This window comes from uncultured Gemella sp. (assembly GCF_963537375.1).
In the GTDB taxonomy this organism is placed as follows: domain Bacteria; phylum Bacillota; class Bacilli; order Staphylococcales; family Gemellaceae; genus Gemella.
Genome location: NZ_CAUTDQ010000001.1, coordinates 21,735 through 41,122, shown reverse-complemented (window position 1 = coordinate 41,122; position 19,388 = coordinate 21,735). Strand labels below are relative to the sequence as shown.

At 28.1% G+C, this 19,388-nt stretch carries 22 protein-coding genes; 21 read left to right on the top strand and 1 reads right to left on the bottom strand.

Annotated features, from left to right (window positions below; translation table 11 throughout):
• The first annotated feature begins 140 nt into the window (after window positions 1-140).
• Both gpmA and RYK99_RS00210 read left to right on the top strand, forming a co-directional pair.
• A complete protein-coding gene (gene gpmA, locus RYK99_RS00215) occupies window positions 141-827 on the top strand; it encodes a 2,3-diphosphoglycerate-dependent phosphoglycerate mutase (protein ID WP_314989049.1) in 687 nt (228 codons plus the stop codon).
• 6 nt (window positions 828-833) lie between these two features.
• A complete protein-coding gene (locus tag RYK99_RS00210; protein ID WP_314989048.1) occupies window positions 834-1,592 on the top strand; it encodes a hypothetical protein in 759 nt (252 codons plus the stop codon).
• A 62-nt stretch (window positions 1,593-1,654) separates the two neighbouring features.
• On the opposite strand, the gene RYK99_RS00205 is transcribed toward RYK99_RS00210, so the two are convergent.
• Entirely contained in the window at window positions 1,655-3,991 is a 2,337-nt protein-coding gene (locus RYK99_RS00205; RefSeq protein WP_314989046.1) for an ATP-dependent RecD-like DNA helicase, read from the bottom strand.
• A 274-nt stretch (window positions 3,992-4,265) separates the two neighbouring features.
• Between RYK99_RS00205 and RYK99_RS00200 the strand changes: the two genes are divergently transcribed.
• From RYK99_RS00200 to recO, 19 genes are all read left to right on the top strand, one after another.
• The gene (locus RYK99_RS00200; protein WP_314989045.1) at window positions 4,266-5,042 is read left to right on the top strand and encodes a Nif3-like dinuclear metal center hexameric protein; all 777 of its coding nucleotides are present in this window, start codon (window positions 4,266-4,268) and stop codon (window positions 5,040-5,042) included.
• A gap of 15 nt (window positions 5,043-5,057) precedes the next feature.
• Window positions 5,058-5,447 (top strand): transcriptional regulator MntR, encoded by a 390-nt coding sequence (gene mntR, locus RYK99_RS00195; RefSeq protein ID WP_271965333.1) that lies wholly within the window; start codon window positions 5,058-5,060, stop codon window positions 5,445-5,447.
• A gap of 12 nt (window positions 5,448-5,459) precedes the next feature.
• Window positions 5,460-6,392, top strand: a complete 933-nt coding sequence (locus RYK99_RS00190; RefSeq protein WP_314989044.1) for a thymidylate synthase — start codon at window positions 5,460-5,462, stop codon at window positions 6,390-6,392.
• A gap of 10 nt (window positions 6,393-6,402) precedes the next feature.
• On the top strand, window positions 6,403-6,894 hold the full coding sequence (locus RYK99_RS00185) for a dihydrofolate reductase (RefSeq protein WP_314989043.1): 492 nt from the start codon (window positions 6,403-6,405) through the stop codon (window positions 6,892-6,894).
• 3 nt (window positions 6,895-6,897) lie between these two features.
• Window positions 6,898-7,737: a DegV family protein gene (locus RYK99_RS00180; RefSeq protein WP_314989041.1), complete on the top strand. Its 840-nt coding sequence runs from the start codon at window positions 6,898-6,900 to the stop codon at window positions 7,735-7,737.
• A gap of 15 nt (window positions 7,738-7,752) precedes the next feature.
• Window positions 7,753-8,007: an IreB family regulatory phosphoprotein gene (locus tag RYK99_RS00175; protein ID WP_003146016.1), complete on the top strand. Its 255-nt coding sequence runs from the start codon at window positions 7,753-7,755 to the stop codon at window positions 8,005-8,007.
• Window positions 8,008-8,436, top strand: a complete 429-nt coding sequence (gene ruvX / locus RYK99_RS00170) for a Holliday junction resolvase RuvX (RefSeq protein WP_271965337.1) — start codon at window positions 8,008-8,010, stop codon at window positions 8,434-8,436.
• A gap of 24 nt (window positions 8,437-8,460) precedes the next feature.
• Entirely contained in the window at window positions 8,461-8,766 is a 306-nt protein-coding gene (locus RYK99_RS00165) for a DUF1292 domain-containing protein (protein WP_003146018.1), read from the top strand.
• Window positions 8,767-8,769: 3 nt separating this feature from the next.
• Entirely contained in the window at window positions 8,770-9,900 is a 1,131-nt protein-coding gene (gene mltG, locus RYK99_RS00160) for an endolytic transglycosylase MltG (RefSeq protein ID WP_314989036.1), read from the top strand.
• A 167-nt stretch (window positions 9,901-10,067) separates the two neighbouring features.
• Entirely contained in the window at window positions 10,068-10,817 is a 750-nt protein-coding gene (locus RYK99_RS00155) for an RsmE family RNA methyltransferase (protein WP_314989035.1), read from the top strand.
• Window positions 10,818-10,830: 13 nt separating this feature from the next.
• Window positions 10,831-11,154: a DivIVA domain-containing protein gene (locus tag RYK99_RS00150; protein ID WP_314989033.1), complete on the top strand. Its 324-nt coding sequence runs from the start codon at window positions 10,831-10,833 to the stop codon at window positions 11,152-11,154.
• 32 nt (window positions 11,155-11,186) lie between these two features.
• Window positions 11,187-12,365, top strand: a complete 1,179-nt coding sequence (gene coaBC, locus RYK99_RS00145) for a bifunctional phosphopantothenoylcysteine decarboxylase/phosphopantothenate--cysteine ligase CoaBC (protein ID WP_314989191.1) — start codon at window positions 11,187-11,189, stop codon at window positions 12,363-12,365.
• A 32-nt stretch (window positions 12,366-12,397) separates the two neighbouring features.
• The gene (gene priA / locus RYK99_RS00140) at window positions 12,398-14,761 is read left to right on the top strand and encodes a primosomal protein N' (RefSeq protein WP_314989031.1); all 2,364 of its coding nucleotides are present in this window, start codon (window positions 12,398-12,400) and stop codon (window positions 14,759-14,761) included.
• Between the two features lie 163 nt (window positions 14,762-14,924).
• Window positions 14,925-15,248 (top strand): YlxM family DNA-binding protein, encoded by a 324-nt coding sequence (gene ylxM, locus RYK99_RS00135; RefSeq protein WP_003146027.1) that lies wholly within the window; start codon window positions 14,925-14,927, stop codon window positions 15,246-15,248.
• 11 nt (window positions 15,249-15,259) lie between these two features.
• Entirely contained in the window at window positions 15,260-16,612 is a 1,353-nt protein-coding gene (gene ffh / locus RYK99_RS00130) for a signal recognition particle protein (protein ID WP_048802637.1), read from the top strand.
• Between the two features lie 3 nt (window positions 16,613-16,615).
• Window positions 16,616-17,092, top strand: coding sequence for a tRNA (uridine(34)/cytosine(34)/5-carboxymethylaminomethyluridine(34)-2'-O)-methyltransferase TrmL (gene trmL, locus RYK99_RS00125; protein ID WP_314989189.1), 477 nt, complete (start codon window positions 16,616-16,618; stop codon window positions 17,090-17,092).
• A 191-nt stretch (window positions 17,093-17,283) separates the two neighbouring features.
• A complete protein-coding gene (ybeY, locus tag RYK99_RS00120; protein WP_314989028.1) occupies window positions 17,284-17,757 on the top strand; it encodes an rRNA maturation RNase YbeY in 474 nt (157 codons plus the stop codon).
• A gap of 2 nt (window positions 17,758-17,759) precedes the next feature.
• Window positions 17,760-18,668, top strand: coding sequence for a GTPase Era (gene era, locus RYK99_RS00115; protein WP_003146031.1), 909 nt, complete (start codon window positions 17,760-17,762; stop codon window positions 18,666-18,668).
• Window positions 18,652-19,383, top strand: a complete 732-nt coding sequence (gene recO / locus RYK99_RS00110) for a DNA repair protein RecO (protein ID WP_314989026.1) — start codon at window positions 18,652-18,654, stop codon at window positions 19,381-19,383. The genes era and recO overlap by 17 nt, the downstream gene beginning before the upstream one ends.
• Window positions 19,384-19,388 lie beyond the last annotated feature (5 nt).

The window sequence follows — 19,388 nt, the reverse complement described above, 5'->3', positions numbered from 1 at the left end:
AAAGTGAAAAATATATGTAATTTATCAAAATCAGCATACCTATAACGTTTTCAATATGTTTTTTATAATAAAAACTATGTACTAATACTAAAAAATATTGTATAATTAAAATATAATAATAAAACTAGGAGGATTTCTTAATGAAATTAGTATTAACTAGACACGGTGAAAGCCAATGGAATCTAGAGAACAGATTTACAGGATGGGTTGATGTTGATATCACAGATAAAGGAAGACAAGAAGCTATCAAAGGTGGTCAAACACTTAAAGAATTAGGTCTTACTTTTGACGTAGCGTATACTTCTTACCAAAAGCGTGCTATCAAAACTTTAAACTTATTCTTAGAAGAATTAGATTTATTATGGATTCCAGTACACAAAAGCTGGAGATTAAATGAAAGACACTACGGTGCTTTACAAGGATTAAACAAAGCTGAAACAGCTGAAAAATACGGTGATGAACAAGTTCATATTTGGAGAAGAAGTTTCGATGTAGCTCCTCCTGCATTAGATAAATCTAGTGACATGTACCCAGGAAACATCGATAGATATAAAGAAATTCCTGAAAATGAAATTCCATCAGGAGAAAGCTTAAAACTTACTATTGATCGTGTATTACCATACTGGGAAAGTGATATTTCTAAACAAATTAAAGCTGGTAAAAACGTACTTATTTCTGCTCACGGTAACAGTTTAAGAGCGTTAATCAAATACTTATTAAACATCTCTGATGAAAAAATCTTAGATCTTAACTTACCAACTGGTACTCCATTAGTATTTGAAATTGACGAAAACTTAAACATTATCTCAGCGCCAGAATTATTCTAATAAGTAATGAAAAAGCTGATAATATTACTAACAACCTTGCTAATTTTGCAAGGTTGTAGTTCTAAGTCTGACATAACTACAGAACAATTACAAAATCTTACAAATTCTGTGACTCTAAACCAGCTAGAAAAAACTGAATTTGATAAAAAAGATAATAAGTTAATAATTACTACTAATGATGAAGTTATTAACAAAGAAGGTTTTGAATCTTTATTGAAATCATTAAAACTTAATAATTTTAATGGAAAAACTCTAAATATTGATAATATTAATTCAAACGAGTTTAATAGTAAAGATTTCAATATTGAAATTGTAACTAAAAATAATAATTCAGTTGCATTTAATTTAAAAGATAGTGCTAACAAAAACTACAATATTTCACAAACAAAATATTCAAATGAATATATGAAGAATAAACTAAGTTTATTTTCAAAAGAATTAATCACTTTTGACGAATTAGCAGGAACTATTGAAACAGATCTTGATAAGGGACGTCCTTTAGGTGATAAAGTAGAGAAGTTTAAAGAGATGACTGATAAGGTAAACTCTTCAATAGCGACTCTTAAATCGTTAAATAATGAAAATATTGAGTATGCAAAATTAGATGAGGTTAAGGCTAAATTAGTCCGTTTAGATGCATTAACTAAAAATATGATTGCAGCAGTAAATAGTTCTGTTACAGCAAAAAATGGTTCTGCAATAGCAGCAGCATTTTTAAATATTAATGATATAGATAAAATTGCTCGTGATTTAGCAGCGATGTAATAGACAAAACCTGGATATAGATTTTCTATGTCCAGGTTTTTGTATGTATGTAATTGTGGATACTACAGAAAATCCGTAGGTTTTATATTTTCCATACCAATCATAGGGTCAATAGTATTTATATTTTGAAAATCTAATATATACGTTTTAAGCTCTTCATCAATTTCAATGTCTTCAATATTTGCTTCTCTGTCTGTTGTAAAGAACCATTCTAGAGCTGTTTGCCTATTGACAGTATTTGTAGGCTCGATTGATTTATAAAAAACATTATGATTTCCACATAGTATTAGTTTTTTCTTTGCACGTGTGATAGCAGTATAAGTTAAATTTTTATTGAGCATAAAGTTATAATTATCAATAAATGGAATTATAACATTTTCAAATTCTGATCCTTGTGCTTTATGTATAGAACACGCATATGAAAGGGTAATTTGGTTTAATTCCTGCTTTTCATAGGTAACATAGTTGTCATCATAATCTATGACTATTTTTAATTTATTACCTTCTTTATAAACTTCCTTAATGTAACCAATATCACCATTAAATATATTATCCTCGGGTCTATTAACAAGTTGCATAACTCTATCGTCGACTTTATATATCAGTTCTCCATATTCAATTTGTTCTTCATTATCGTTAAATCTTGATTGAATAGCCGTATTAATTTCATTTATACCACTAGTTCCTTTATAGATTGGAGCAAGAATTTGTATATTTTCCTTACTAGTGTTTTTAAGTAAATCGTCATATACCGCTGAGATTACATTAATCATTTCATTTTTATTAGCTGAAATAAATTCCTTATCATCAAAATTTTCTAATATATCAAAAGGAATGTCATTTTTAATAGAGTGAGAAATATTAATGATACTTGAGTGTTCGCTTTGTCTAAAAATTTTATTCAACTTAACAGTTGATATGGCTTTAGAATTAATCAGATCATTAAGGACATTACCAGGAGCGATTGATGGTAATTGATCATTGTCACCGACTAGAATGATTTTCGCATCTTTATGAATAATCTTTAATAAGTTATACATTAAGAATACGTCAATCATACTTGATTCATCTATTATTACTAATTCAGATTTAATACTTTTATCACTGACAAATTCTTCCATATTTTCGTCCTCTGTGCTCCAACCAATGGCCTTATGTATTGTTGATGCATAAAATCCTGTACTTTCTGACATTCTTTTGGCTGCTTTTCCAGTAGGTGCGCATAAGGTAATAATATTTCTAGTTTCATCCAATAAGTCGTGAATACTATAGTTATTAATTTTTTGGAATATTTTAATAACTGCTAGTATAATTGTTGTTTTACCAGTTCCAGGACCACCGGTTAAAATAGAAAAGTTATTTTGTATACAGTTTTTTATCGCAGCAATCTGAACTATATCGTATTCTATACCTAATTCATCTTCAACTTCTTCTATATATTTATCTAGAAGTTTTTCGCTAATATCTTCAGTTTTTTTCATTTCTAATCTTCTACTTATGTCACTATAAATAGAATACTCTGAATAGTATATTTCTGGTAAGAAAACTCTATCTTCAATTTCTATTAGTTTTGCAGTATCTAGAGCATAAGTATATGCTTTTAGTATGTCTTCTTTATCAACTGCTATATTTCTTGAAGAATATAAAATATTAAAAGTATTGTATAGTAGGTTATTTTTTGAAATATATGTATTACCAGTAGAAAAACAATATGTATTTATAGTATAAATAAAACCGTATAGTATTCTTTCTTGATCATTCGCAGCAATTTCATTAGTTTCTGCAATTTTATCTACTGTTTTAAAATTTATACCTTTTATGTCTTTAATTAGAGAGTAGGGATTTTCGGTAATTGTACGTAATGTGTTATGTTTGTAAAAGTTATAGATTTTCAAAATTAAATTATTGCTGAGATTATATTCGTTTAGCTTTAAAATAATATCTTGAGTTTGTTTATTTGCGACAATTGTAGCATAAATAGTATCTTTACGTTGTGTAGGGATACCCTTTATTGCGAATAATGCATCCTTATCTTCATATATTTTATCTAGTGCATCAACTCCTAAACTTTCTACTATTAATTCAGCAGTTTTTCTACCAACACCTTGAAAGATAGAACTTGATAAGTAGGATACAATAGCTTCTTTATCTTTTTCGATTACTGGTTCAACTACAATCGCGGATAGCTGAGTTCCGTATTTTCTATGCTGGACTATTTCGCCTTTGAATGAATATAATTCATCTTCAACGAAGTCGAAATCATTAAATGTCCCTACAACGCTTAAATAATCTCCTTCAGCAAAATCATATTGATCATTTAAAAATATAGATAAAATATAGTAATTATTTTCTTTGTTATGAAAGATAATTTTATTTAGATAACCTTCTACAGTTTGCATAACAATCTCCTACGAATTTCTTTATAAGAACAATGATAATATATTATAAAGAAAATGTCTAGTATTCATAGGATGGGAGTAAAAATTAAACTTATTTATTACGAATATATAGACTTATAGGGTGAAATAATTTGTATAGTTATATTTTTATAGAATAAGAAAAAATATTGTATGGAATAAATATGTTATTTTAGTTACAAAATAAGTTTCGTAATGGCAATATTTTTCATAAAATGTTATAATAATATGATAATAAGAAAAGGAGGTAGGTCTTGTGAGAACGGTAAAAGATGTATTTATTCACTTAAATAAACTAGCTGATGTTAAGTTAGCAGAAAATTGGGATAATGTTGGATTGTTGTTAGGAAACAATAATAATGAGGTAAATAAAGTGTTAGTATGTTTAGATGTAACTACTGACGTCGTAGAAGAAGCTATAGCTAATAATGTTAATCTAATAGTTTCACATCATCCTCTTATCTTTAAACCATTAAAATCTTTAGATTTTACTTCTGATTTTAAATCGAAAATTATTCGTGATTTGATAAAAAATGATATCTCAGTTATTTCATTTCATACAAATTTAGATTCTGCGACTTTAGGCCTTAATGATTATTTAGCTAAACTTCTTAAATTAGAAGATATTCAAGTATTATTTGAACATAATTTAGATAAAACAGCTGGTTTAGGAAGAATTGGAAAATTAAGTAGTTCACTGAAATATAGTGACTTTATTACTTATTTAAAAGATAAATTTTCATTAGAAAATGTGGCGGCTGTTATTGGAGATGAAAAGGAAATCTCTACTGTTGCATTATTAGGAGGAAGTGGAGCTGATTTTATTTATACATTACCGGAAGTAGATGTATATTTAACTGGTGATGTAGGTTATCATGCAGCACTTGATGCAATAGAAATGAAAAAAAATATAATTGATATTGGTCATTTTACTGAAAGTCTTGTAAAAGACTTGCTTTTAGATTATATCTCAGAATTAAATTTAGAGGTAATAAAATCAACAGTTGAAAAATCACCATTTACAATACTATAAAGGAGGTAACGATTTATGGCAAAAGCAACACCAACGATGGAAGATTATATAGAAGTGATATATTCATTAGTAAAGAATAAAGGTTATGCTAGGAGTGCTGATATCGCAGAAAAATTAGAAGTGTATCCTTCTACAGTAACTAAAATGTTAAAAAAGCTTGATGTCGAAGGATACATCGTGTACGAAAAGTATAGAGGAATTGCACTTACTGAACAAGGTGAGAAAATGGGCGAATATGCCTTAACTCGTCATGAATTATTAGAAGATTTCCTTAGACTTATTGGAGTAGACGAAGATAAAATATATGAAGAAGTTGAAGGAATTGAACATCATTTTGGTAAGAGTTCATTAGAAAAAATAAAAGACTTAATGAAATATTTAAAAGAAAACAACTATAAAGCGTAATGGAGAATAATTGTGGTAGATAAAGAGTATTTAAAATTATGTCAGCACATTCTAGATAATGGAATAGAAAAAGAAGATAGAACTGGTGTAGGTACGAAAAGTGTCTTCGGTTATCAGATGAAATTCAATCTTTCTGAAGGATTTCCTTTATTAACTACTAAAAAAGTGAATTTTAATTTGGTTTGGTCAGAATTACTGTGGTTTATAAAAGGTGATACAAATATCAAGTTTTTATTAGAAAATAAAAATAACATATGGAATGAATGGGCATTTAAAAAGTGGATAGAAAGTGAAGAATATACTGGTCCCGATATGACGGATTTTGGTCATAGAACATTGGTTGATGAGGAATTTTCTAAACAGTACAAGGAACAAATGGCGATATTTAAAGAACGAGTACTTACAGATGAGAGCTTTTCAGAAAAATATGGTGATTTAGGTAATGTTTATGGAAAACAATGGAGAAACTTTAACGGTGTTGATCAACTTAAAAATGTAGTGGAGCAGATTAAAACTAATCCATCTTCACGACGTTTAATAGTTTCATCATGGAATCCAGCAGAAGTAGATACTATGGCTTTACCACCATGTCATTCACTATTCCAATTTTATGTGAATGATGGTAAATTAAGTTGTCAATTATATCAACGAAGCGGAGATGTTTTCTTAGGAGTTCCATTTAATATTGCATCTTATTCACTTCTCACTATTTTAATAGCTAAAGAATGTGGTCTTGAGGTTGGAGAATTTGTTCATACGCTTGGTGATGCACATATTTATAAAAATCATTTTGATCAAGTAAAAGAACAAATGTCTAGAACACCATATTCTTTACCTGAATTAAAGGTAAATGACTTTGAAAGTATCTTTGACCTTAAGATTGAAGATGTTGAAGTTGTTAATTATGAAAGTCATCCATTTATTAAGGCACCAATAGCTGTTTAGGAGGGGTAATATGTTATCGCTAATAGTTGCATATGATAAGAATAAATCCATAGGTCAAGAAAATACTATTCCTTGGCGTTTAAAGAGTGATATGTTGCGAGTTAAAGAGTTAACTACAAATCAAACAATCATCATGGGACGTAAAACTCTAGATAGTATAGGAAAAGCTTTACCTAATCGTATAAATAGAGTTTTGACTCGGGACAAAGATTCTTTAAATCATTATTCAAATATAGAAATCTATTCAGATGATTCAATTTTAGAAAATATCGAAACTGAAAAGGCATATATATTTGGTGGTGGAACGATTTATAGTAAATTTTTTGATAAATGTGATGAAATGTTTATCACTGAAGTAGATACAATAGTAGAAGCTGATACAAAGTTTCCTGATTTTGATGAAAATGAATGGGACTTGTTAAGTCGAGAAGAATTTAAGAAAGATGATAGTAATGAATTTAACTATTCATTTTTACACTATATAAGAAAAAGGAAGGAGTAGAAAATGGAAAAAGTAAAAATTATTATTGATTCATCAAGTGATTTAACGTTTGATGAAATAGAAAAATATAATGTTGAAGTAATTCCTCTTACAATTAATATTGATGGAAATGAGTATGATTACCGTACAATAAGTAATGATGAATATATAGAAAGAATGAGAACAGCTACTACTTATTCAACTAGTCAACCAGCAATTGGTAAATTCTTAGAAGCTTATGAAAGATGGACGAAAGAAGGGTATAAAATTATTGTTTTAACTCTTTCATCTGCCTTAAGTGGAACTTATAGTACTGCTGTTACTGCAAGTTCTGAATTTGAAGGTGTTTATGTTGTTGATAGTAAAACTACAACTCGTGGGATGGTATTTTTATTAAAAGAATGTCTAAAACAATTAGAAGAACAGGTAGCTGTTGAAACGATTGTAGAAAGCTTAAGAGAAAAAGCTAAGAATATTTTGACATACGTTACAATCGATAAACTTGACAATTTGGTAAAAGGTGGTAGACTAAGTAAGTCACAAGCTTTAATCGGAGGTCTTTTAAATATAAAAGTTTTAACTCAGTTAAAAGATACAGAATTAGTTGCTTTAGATAAAGTTCGTGGTAAGAAAAAATTAGTTCAGACTTTAATTAAACATATTCAAGAAGAAAAACAAGATAAAACTATAAAAAGTATAAGTTTACCTAATTCATTAGCTGATGAATATGTAGCTTTAATTAAATCAGAACTAAAAGAAACATTTGGTTATGAAGTAAATGAGGATGAAATATTTACAACAACACCAATTATTTCAACACATACAGGAGAAAATGCAGTAGGTATCTTAGTAGAGTTAGTATAATCGGAGGTAATGATTATGACAAATTTCGATGAAACAAGATTATTTGATAGCAATTTTTATGATAAAAATGATATTCACAACATATTAAAAAATGTTGTTGAAACAATAAAACAGCGTGGATATGATCCTATTAATCAATTAATGGGATATATTAAAACTGCTGATCCAGTATACATTCCTAGAGATAATCATGCAAGGGAGCAAATAAGATTAATAGATATGGATGATATACTAGAGTACTTATTATACTTTTTTATACAGGAGTCGTAGATGTTAGATAAGAGAATAATGGGCCTTGATTATGGATCAAAAACTATAGGTGTTGCCGTTAGTGATTTGTTAGGCTTGACTGCACAAGGTATTGAGACTATTAATATCAACGAGCAGATAAAGGATTTTAAAATTAAAAGGATTAAAGAATTAGTTCAAGAGCATAATGTAGGAAAAATTGTTGTTGGCCTTCCTAAAAATATGGATAATTCTGTAGGTTTTAGAGGTGAAGCCACATTATATTTTGTAGAAGTTTTGAAAAAGAAGATAAAGAATGTTGAAATAATTCTACAAGATGAACGTTTAACTACTATGGGTGCTGAAAGAGTACTTCTTGAAGCGAATGTTTCAAGGAAGAAAAGAAAAGATGTTATTGATAAAATGGCTGCAGTATTAATATTACAGACATATTTAGATAAATTAAATTAATATATATTTCAGGAGGAAAATAAAATGCAAGAGAAAGATTTAAAAAACATTAGTATTGATAATACTGAAGAGGTGTATACACTTAGTACTTTAGAAGGTGAAGAAAAAGAATACCGAAAAATTTTAGAATTTACTAACCCTACAAATGGTAATCTTTACTATATCTTCGCTGAGGAAGAAACAATTGATGAAGAGGAAATTAGTATTTTCCCAATGGTATGTATAGAAGATGGAGAAGATGCTGTTCGTTTTGAACCAGTAGAAACAGATGAAGAATATGATATGATTTCTGAAGTTTTAGATACTTTTTATTACGACGAAAGTGAGTAAGTAATGAGAGAAGATAAGATAAGAAGAAGTAAAGAACTTAGAAAGAAAAATAAAAAAAGAAAATCTATCATTCCTATAATACTGACAGTATTTGTTGTTGTAGGTATAGCAGTACTATCAATATTTTATTACATGACAACACCAGTTGATAAAAGTAATAATAAGGATATTACTGTAGAAGTAAAAGAAAATTATGGAAGTGCGAGAATAGCACAAGAATTAAAAGCTAAAGGTTTAATCAAAAACGAAGAGGTATTTAAAATATATTCTAGATTAACACCGAATACAACTTTTTATGTTGGTAGCTTTAAATTAAAACAAAGCATGAGCTTATCTCAAATTATACAAGAATTAGGAGCTAAGAATAAAGGTAAAACAGGTAATACGTTTGCTTTAATCGAAGGTGACAGTATTTTGAAAATTTCTAAGAATTTAGAAAAGACAAAACTAGATCCTAAAGAATTTTTAGAAAAAGTTAATGACGGCGTATTTATTAAAAAACTACAAGCTCAATTCCCTGAGTTAATAACAGATGAGATTTACGGTAAAGATATTAAATATGCTTTAGAAGGATACTTATATCCAGCTATTTATGATTTAAAAGATGATGAAACAGTTGAGAGTTTAATTACTAAGATGGTTAAATTATCTAATGAAAAAATAGTACCGTTATACAAAAAGAATAATAAATCATGGAACATTGGTGGACAAAATAAACAAGTGTCTATCCATCAATATATGACGCTTGCTAGTATCTTGGAGAAAGAGTCTACAAAATCAGATGAGAACAGATTAATTGCTAGTGTATTCTTGAATAGACTTGCACAAGGTATGAGATTACAAACTGATCCATCAGCAAACTATGCTGCAGATAAACTTACAGGTGCACCGACGCAAGCAGAATTATCATTGAATTCTCCATATAATACTTATACTAATATCGGTTTACCACCTGGTCCAATTTCTTCAATTGGTTCAGAATCATTCGAAGCGTTAAATAATGCAGAAAATACAGATTATGTTTATTTCTTACATGCGACAAAAGATGGAAAAGCATATTTCTCTAAAACATATCCAGAACATGAGAAATTAGCTAAGGAACATATTGAAGGTTATATTCCATCGGGTAGTTAGAAAAGTAAATAATATTTATAATTTAACATATTAGAGAATAGTCTAATTAATCACTTTAATTGTTGATTGATTAGGCTGTTCTCTTTTTATGTTTGTAATTAGCTACTATTGAATAAATAACAAGATTAAGGTAAAATTAGATATAAGATAAAATTTTAGGAGAAATTATGCAACAGTATTTTTTAAATGAAGAATTGAATGTTGAATCAACATATGAATTATCAAAAGATGACAGCAATCATATTGTCAGAATAATGAGAAAAAAAATTAATGATAAAGTATATGTAGTATTTAATAATGAAGTTAAATACATTTGTAATATTATAGATAATAATGTAGATAAAGTTCTAATAACACCATATGAACAAGTAGACGGTAGTAATGAACTTCCAACAAAAATAACGGTGGCTATTCCGCCTTTGAAGAATGATAAAATAGAGTATTTAATTCAGAAGCTTACTGAACTAGGAGTAAGTAATATTGTTTTATTTAACTCTGAACGTAATATAGCAAAAATTAAAAAAGATAAAGTAGATTCTAAATTAAATAGATGGAATAAGATTATAAAAGAAGCGGCTGAGCAATCAAAACGTAATATTATACCTGATATAACTTATGTGGATAGTTTGAAAGAATTAATTTTATTTAGTGAAAATTACGATTATAAAGTTGTTGCCTATGAGAAAGAATCTGTAAATGAAGATAATGTTAATCTTAAGAAATTATTAAATTCTGATTTAAATAATAAAGACGTTATTGCGGTTTTTGGTAGTGAAGGTGGGCTTTCAGAACAAGAAATCGATAATTTATTAGATGGTAATTTTGATGTAATCGGTCTAGGAAAAAGAATATTAAGAGCTGAGACGGCACCTCTGTACTTTGTGAGTTGCGTTAGTTATTTTAGTGAATTCAAGTAAAGGAGTTTTAACTATGAGTATTGAATTAAATTTAACAGCAAAAGAAATATACGAGAAAGAATTTAAAAAAACGAGAGTAAAGGGTTATAGTGAAGAAGATGTTAATGATTATTTGGACTTAATAATTGAAGACTATATGAAACTTGATAAACTACTTACTCGTTTAAAAGAATTAGAAATTGAAAATCAAAATCTTAAAATTAAAATTGAGGCTATAAAAAACGCTAGTCGAGAGGATAAACCAGTCCAGGTTACTAATTTAGATATATTGAAAAGATTATCTAAACTTGAAACAGCAGTTTTTGGTCCTAATCATACAGAGCATGATTTATATTAATATATTATTATAAAAGATTAAATAAGGAGAATATCATGAATATTTTACTGATAGTTTCTGGTGGAATTGCGGCATATAAATCGATTGATTTATCTAGTTCTCTAGTGAAGAAAGGTCACGATGTTAGGGTTATACTTACAGAAAATGCAAAGAACTTTGTGACAGAACTACCTTTTCAATCATTAATTAAAAATAGAGTATATACTAATACTTTCAATGAATTAAATGAAAATGAAATCCAACATATTGATTTAACTAAATGGGCAGATAAAATAATTGTAGCACCAGCTACAGCAAATATAATTTCAAAATTTTCGTGTGGAATTGCTGATGACTTAGCAACTTCTCTTATGTTAGCTGTTCAGGATGTAACAAAAGTACATATTGTTCCTGCAATGAACACAGTTATGTATAACAACCCTATTATTAAAGAGAATATAAGTAAGCTCTTGAAACTAGGTTTTAATTTTGTTGAACCAGATAGTGGATTGTTAGCTTGCGGTGATATTGGAAAAGGAAAATTTCCAACAGTAGAAAAAATTGAAAAAGCTGTTTTCTCTGAGACAGAGTTAGACTTGAAAGGGAAAAAAGTTTTAGTAACTGCCGGTCCTACTAAGGAATTCATAGATCCTTTTAGATGCCTAACGAATCCATCTACTGGGAAAATGGGAATTGCTATAGCAAACGAATTTAAGAAAAGAGGAGCTGAAGTAATTTTAGTTTCAAGTGTGAAGAATGATACTATTTTAAATGGTATAAAGGTATTAGATGTTGTAAGTACAAAGGATATGTTTGAAGCGGTAAAAAATAATTTTAAAGATTGCGATTATATAGTTAAGGCAGCTGCAGTATCTGATTATACCCCTGTACTTGTCTTTAATAAAAAAGTAAAAAAACAAGATGGAAATCTTACAATGGAGTTTGAGAGAACTCAAGATATATTGAAATATGTTGGTGAAAATAAAACAGAAGAACAAATTGTTGTAGGATTTGCTGCTGAAACTAACGATCTTCTTGCATATGCTAGAGAAAAAATAGTTAAGAAGAATTTAGATTATATAGTGGCAAACGATATATCTCAAAAAGATATCGGTTTTGGAAGTGATAATAATGAGGTGTGTATTATTGACAAATTCAATAATATAACAAAAATTGATAAATCTAGTAAGACAAACATAGCTAAAGAAATTGTAGATACTATTACTAAGTAAGCTTGAAACTTTAAAGAAGGTGAGGTGAGATTATGTATGCTGAAGTTATTGTCGATGTAAATAATCATAGTGTCGATCAGAGTTTTTACTATTTGATTCCTGATGGAATTAAGGAATATGATCTTGTAGGTTATAGAGTGGAAGTTCCTTTTGGCACTCGTGTAGTTCAAGGTTATGTTGTTAATGTTAGCGAAAAGTATAAAGGGGTATACGATAAAGATAACTTTAAAAGTATAAAAAAATTAAAAGATGACTTTCCAATTTTAACTAAAGAAATGCTTCTTTTATCTAAAGTTATGGCAGATGAACTTTTTTGTACTAGAATTCAAGCTATAGAAACGCTAATTCCGACGATATTAAAAAATAAATATGTCGAGTATTACGAGTTGATAGATGCGAACAAAACTTTACTATTTGATTATGCTAAGTATTTTGATAGGAATAACTTAGCTGAAAAGAAAAAGTTTGAAAAAATTTTTTCAATCGAACAAATTGGATATTTAATCTCGCTAAAAGCCATAAAACTTATAAGTAAAGTCAAAGAAATAAATAATAACATTACGGAAGAATTTTATATTCTAGGTGATATAAGTAATGTAAAATTAACAAAGAAACAACAGATAATTGTTGATTATCTAAGTAAGAATAAGAAGATTAAGAAATCAGATGTTAAAGAAATATTAAATATCGGCCCTTCAGTAACGAAGAAGTTATTAGAGCAAAATGTTATTTTTATCATTGAAGAAGAAGTAATTCCTGAAATTGACACGACTATTTTACAAAATGAAACAAAATTAAGTAAGTATCAGCTGGAAATATTTGATAAAATTGTAAAAAATTATAATTCAGGTAAATTTAATGAATACCTTCTCCATGGTGTTACAGGATCTGGGAAAACTGAAATATATATTAAATTAGTTGAAGAAACATTAAAAAATGGAAAAGATGCTATTGTTCTTGTTCCAGAAATAATTTTAACACCGCAAATAGAGAGAAAATTCAAGAAAATTTTTAATGATAATATTGCTGTAATACATTCTAGATTAAATACTAAAGAGAAATATAATGAATGGAAAAAAATTAAAGACGGTAAGGTTAAAATCTGTCTTGGGACTAGATCAGCTATTTTTGCACCTTTTGAAAATCTTGGTATTATAATTATCGATGAAGAACATGAAAATAGTTATAAGCAAACTGAATCACCAAGATATGATGCTAAAGATATAGCAAAAAAACGTGGTGTATATAACAAATGTACAGTAGTATATGCTAGTGCAACGCCATCGGTTGATTTATATTATAATTTCGAGAAGAATAATTCGAGTAACCTTTTGACTCTAACGCATAGATTTAATAATAATTTACCAAAAATTAGTATTGTTCATACAGAAGATAAAGAAAAAGTTATAGCTGATGAATTGCTTTTTAAAATTAAGGAAAAAATTGATAAAAAAGAACAGGTATTATTGTTAATGAATAAAAGAGGATATACTAATTTTATTCGTTGTTTTACCTGTGGTCATTTATATAAATGCGAGAACTGTGATATAAGTTTAAATTATCATAAACACGACAATTCATTACGTTGTCATTTTTGTGGATACCATAAAAAAATTTCAAATATAAAAAAATGTTGCGAACATCCAGAGTTAGTTTCAGGTAACTATGGAATTCAAAAGGTAGAGGAATTTTTGATTCAACATATTCCGGATGTCAGAATAACAAGGATGGATTCAGATACAACTAGTCGAAAAGGAGCATATGAAAAACTATTAACTGATTTTAAAAATCATAAGTCTGATATACTATTGGGAACACAGATGATATCAAAAGGTCTGGATTTCCCCAATATTACTCTAGTTGGAGTACTATCAATTGACAGTATGATAGCTATACCGAGTTTTAAAGCGAATGAGAAGCTATTTCAGTTATTAGTTCAAACAGCAGGAAGAGCTGGAAGAAGTGAAAAAGAAGGCGAAGTTGTCTTTCAAACAAATATAGCGAGCAATATATTGGATTATGCAATTAATCATAGTTATGAGAGATTTTATAAGTACGAATTAAATAGACGTAAACTTATTGATTATCCGCCGTTCTGTAAAATTTCATTTATTATGATAAAAGGTTATGATGAAGTGAAAACAGAACAGGTTGCAAAGATGATTTATAACTTTATAAGTAAAAAGCTTAGTGGTTCATCGATTCTTGGTCCGAATAAAAGCTTATTCTATAAAATTAATAATGAGTTCAAGTATAATTTGGCAATAAGGTATAATGATGAGGAATATAGTAAATTACATCCTCTTTTGAAGTATATAAATGATTATTTTGCAGACAGTTTTTCAAACGAGAAGATAACTATAACAATAGATAATTCAGCTTTAGATTTTATGTGATTTCATGTAAAAATTAATTTAATAGATTCAATTAATCAGCTTGTAGAAATTGCTTTACAAGTTGATTTTATTTGTTTAGAAATACGATAAAAATTTGAAAAAATAGCGATTTTATCGTATAATATAAGGATGTAGATTTATATTTTATGACTGGAGGAAGATTGTGGAAATAGAACAAGTTATAAAAATTTCACAACTCTATGATTTTTACTCTGAATTACTTAGTGATAAACAAAAACAATATTTAAATGATTATTATTTTAATGATTTATCATTAACAGAGATATCGGAAAATTACAATATTTCAAAACAAGCTGTTTCAAATAATATTAAAAGAACAGTGTTAGAATTAGAACAGTTTGAGGAGAAGTTAAATTTAATAAAACTAAACAATCAAAGATTGTTTTTACTAAATGAAATAAAAAAATCAACGAATGATACAGAAGTACTGACATATGTTGATGAATTGATAAAATTAGAAAACTAGGAGAATCTTTTATGGCATTTGAAAATCTATCGGAAAGATTACAAAATACAATAGCGAAGCTTACAGGAAAAGGAAAAGTTTCTGAAGCTGATGTTAAAGAAATGATGAGAGAAGTTAGGTTGGCATTACTAGAAGCCGATGTTAACTTTAAAGTAGTAAAAGAATTTGTTAAGAAAATTAGTGAAAGAGCAGTTGGAACTGAAGTTATGAAATCATTAACTCCTGCTCAACAAATTGTAAAAATAGTAAATGAAGAACTTGTTGAATTACTTGGTGGTTCTAACGTTGAATTAAATCAAGGTGGTAAGATTACAACAGTAATGATGGTTGGTCTTCAAGGGGCTGGGAAAACAACTACAGCAGGTAAGTTAGCTCTTAAAGTAAAAAAAACTATGAAGAAAAAACCGCTTCTTATTGCAGCTGACGTTTATAGACCAGCAGCGGTTCAACAATTGAAAACTTTAGGAAAACAACTTGATATTGAAGTTTTCTATGTTGATAAAGATCCTGTAGATATTGTTAAAGAAGGATTAGCCTTTGCTAAAGAAAATTACTTTAACTATGTAATTATCGATACTGCTGGGCGTCTTCACATCGATGAATTATTAATGGATGAATTAAAAGATATTAAAGCGGCAACAACTCCAGATGAAATTTTACTTGTAATAGATGCAATGATTGGACAAGAAGCTGTTAATATTGCAAGTTCATTTGATGAACAACTAGATATCACTGGATTAGTACTAACGAAACTTGATGGAGATACACGTGGTGGGGCAGCCTTATCCATTAAATCTATCACTGGTAAACCGATTAAATTAGTTGGTATGGGTGAAAAGATGAACGACCTAGAGATATTCCATCCAGAACGTATGGCTTCTCGTATTTTAGGTATGGGTGATGTCCTTACTCTAATAGAAAAAGCTCAAGCTTCTATTGATGAAGATGAAGCTAAAAAAATGCAGGAAAAAATCCTTAATCAAAGTTTTACCTTCGAAGACTTTTTAACTCAACTTGAACAAGTGAAGAAACTGGGTAGTTTAAAAGATATTTTAGGTATGATTCCAGGTATGGGGAAACTTAAAAATATGAATTTAGATGCAGTTGATGAGAAGCAATTTGTTTATATTGAAGCTATCATCAAATCTATGACTATTGAAGAAAGACAAAATCCAGATATCATTAATGTACCACGAAGAAAACGAATTGCACAAGGTAGTGGTAGACCAATTAATGAGGTTCATAAGTTAATTAAGCAATTCGAAGAAATGAGAAAAATGATGAAACAGTTTGGTGGACTTATGAATGATAAATCTAAGAGAAAGGGTCTAGGAAGAATGTTTGGTGGCAAACTTCCATTTTAATAAATTATGAATAATATAGTTTTATTTCAACCAGAGATACCAGCTAATACAGGTAATATCGCACGTACATGTGTTGGTACTAATACAAGATTGCATTTAATTAGACCTTTAGGTTTTTCTATTGATGATAAACATGTTAAACGTGCAGGTTTAGATTATTGGGAACACTTAGATTTAGTTGTTTGGGATAGTTTTGATGAATTTCTTGAAGCGACTAATGATAAATATTATTATCTTATTACTAAATTTGGTTCAAAGAATTATTGTGATTTTGATTTCTCTAATGAAGAAAATGAAGATATATATTTTATTTTTGGAAGGGAAACTAAAGGATTGCCTAAAGAATTCCGAGAAAAATATAGTGAGCAAGCATTACGTATACCTATGAGTGAAAATGTTCGTTCATTAAATTTATCTAATACAGCGGCATTAATAATTTATGAAGCACTTAGACAACAAAGTTTTAATAAATTACAATAATATGATTGTAATTTATTAGATCCTAAATTAATGAGAACTAATAAGAATAGAGGTTTATTTATATCTAAATTTTTTATAAAAGCTTTTTAGATATCTAGTAAATATTATGGGAGTAATCGACAAAATCGAATTCTTCAAAATCTTGATTTTGATTTACTCCCTGCGTATTAATAATATAAAAGGAGAACAACATGACATTTGTTGATATTATAGATGATAACAACTTAGTAGAAGACAGCACTAAAGATATGTTATTAAAATTGTTAGAATGTGCTGCGGAGTATGAAAATGTTGATACTGAGATTACTGAGATGTCATTATCTTTTGTTAGTAAGGAAGAAATTCAAGAAATTAACCGTGATTATAGAGGTAAAGATGTTCCAACTGATGTTATTTCTTTTGCATTAAATGATGAAGTAGGGGACGAGATTGATATTATTGGACTTGAAGATGAAATTAATTCTATTGGAGATGTTATTATCTGTGTAGATATTGCACATGAACAAGCAAAAGAATACGAACATAGTTTCGATAGAGAAATTGGTTTCTTAGCAGTACATGGTTTTTTACATCTACTTGGTTATGATCACATGACTGAAGAAGATGAAAAAGAAATGTTTGGAAAACAAGATGAAATTTTAGAAAAATTTGGTTTAAGGAGATAAGCATGTTTGAAGAACAAATTAAAACTGGATTTGTCACTATTATTGGCCGTCCTAATGCTGGTAAATCTACGTTATTAAATAATATACTACAACAAAAAATTGCAATCATGTCAGATAAACCACAAACTACTAGAAATATTATTAATGGTGTATATACTGATAATGATTCACAAATCGTTTTCATTGATACTCCTGGAATCCACAAGCCAAAGCATAGGCTTGGAGATTATATGATGAAACTTGCAAGTAGTGCGATTCAAGAGTCAGAAATAGTTTATTTAATTATAAATGCAAGTGAAAAGTTTGGACCTGGAGATCAACATTTAATAAATATAGTTAAAGAATTAAAAGTACCAACATTTTTATTAATTAACAAAATAGATCTAATTTCACCGGAACAATTAATCCAAATTATAGAATTTTATAAAGATTTATATGATTTTGTTGAAATAGTTCCTATTTCTGCTCTTAAATCAATAAATGTAGATAATCTACTAAATACAACAAAAAAATACTTGCAACCAAGTTTTAAAATGTATCCTGATGATGTAATTACAGACTCACCTGAGTATTTTGTAATTTCTGAATTTATTAGGGAAAAAGTCCTACAATTAACAGAACAGGAAATACCACATTCTATAGCTGTTGTTATCGATAGAATTGAAAAACAACCAGGTAAGAAAAAAAATATTATTGCGACTATCGTAGTTGAGAGAAAATCTCAAAAAGGTATGATTATTGGTAAACAAGGTAAAATGATAAAAGAAATTGGTTCTAGAGCAAGAAAAGATATTGAGGTTCTTCTTGGCGAAAAAATATTCCTAGAATTATGGGTAAAAGTTATTGATAACTGGAGATCAAAACCAAATCAAATTAGAGATTTAGGCTATAGGGATGATATTTTTGACTAATAGAAATTACATAACGGGGATTATAATTAAAAAAATACGTTATAAAGATTATCATGAAATTTTACAGGTTTTAACAGAACAGGGAAATGTAGAAAGTTTTTTTTATGAGAATGTTCATAAAAGCAAAAAGAAAATTAAAGTTAGTACACCATACGAAGTGAGTATTAACTATTTTCCTACAAATGGTATGAATAAAATTACAAATTTGGAAATTGAAAATACATATTCCAATATAGTTTATGATGTTATAAAAAATAGTTATGTTTCAAATATATTGGAATACACATATTTAGTTAATGATAACTCCTTTAATATTTATAAGCTATTAAAACTTTGTTTAAATAATATTGAAAGTAATGTTTCCGAAAAGATAGTTGTAAGCTATTTTTTAGCGAAAATATTAAAAGAGCAAGGTTTTATGTTTAAATATCAAAAAACTGATTATGATTATGTAGGTTATAGTTTTCAGAAAAATAGTTTTGTTGATAAATTTAATACGGACTACAGTGTCTATGGATTGAATGATCACCTCGTAAAACTTACATACTACCTATCAATTAAAAATATCGATTTTTTGGAAAGTTTAGAAATTGAAAATAAAGATTTAATTAGACTCTTTTCATTTTTTAATATGTTGTTTAAAGAATTTATTGGAGTTGAAACGAAATCATATAAAAAAATACTAGAACTTGAAGAAATATTAGGTTCTAAATAGAAAGA